This is a genomic window from Alteromonas sp. AWJ4_197, from assembly GCF_056160285.1.
The window spans coordinates 1-590 of sequence record NZ_JBSWWW010000044.1 but is presented as its reverse complement, the minus strand read 5'-3'; the positions used below and the strand labels follow the sequence as shown (position 1 = coordinate 590).

Below are 590 nucleotides of genomic sequence, written 5' to 3'. Positions count from 1 at the left end.
CGACCGAGGAGGCCCGGCCGGTGCCGCTCACCGCGGACACGGCCCTGGTGGACCGCGCCGACGAGGTGTTCCGGGACCAGCTCGTCCAGCGCCGCGACGTCGCCGTCACCGAGGACTCCGCCGTGCGGATCCCCGGGATCGGCGCGCCCCCGGAGCCGGGGACGTACTACGCCTCCCCGGCCCTGCAGGACCTGATCGAGTCCACCCCGGCCGATCAGCTCGGGGACCGCTTCGGGACCCTCGCCGGCGCGATCGAGGACACGGCCCTGGCCGGACCGGACTCCCTGGTGGCGGTCAGGGGGGCCGAGGAGGCCGAGCTGCGGCAGCGGCCGGCCGCCGCGATCGTCCCCGACTTCTCGGTCAACTCCTTCGCGGACAACACCGGCAACTACCGCACCCTGATGGTGGTGGGCGGCATCGCCGTGCTCTTCCCCGTGCTGCTGCTGATCAGCATCAGCACGCGCCTGGGCGCGGCCCAGCGCGCGGAGCGCTTCGCGACCCTGCGCCTCATCGGGGCGAGCCCGCGCACGGTGGCCGGCATCGCGGCGGTCGAGATCGCCGCCACCAGTCTCCTCGGCTCCGTGCTGGGG

At 75.1% G+C, this 590-nt stretch carries 1 protein-coding gene; it reads left to right on the top strand.

The features are described 5' to 3' along the window. Positions 1-590: FtsX-like permease family protein (locus ACXAGC_RS20465; RefSeq protein WP_474846853.1), on the top strand; the 590-nt coding region annotated here is incomplete at both ends.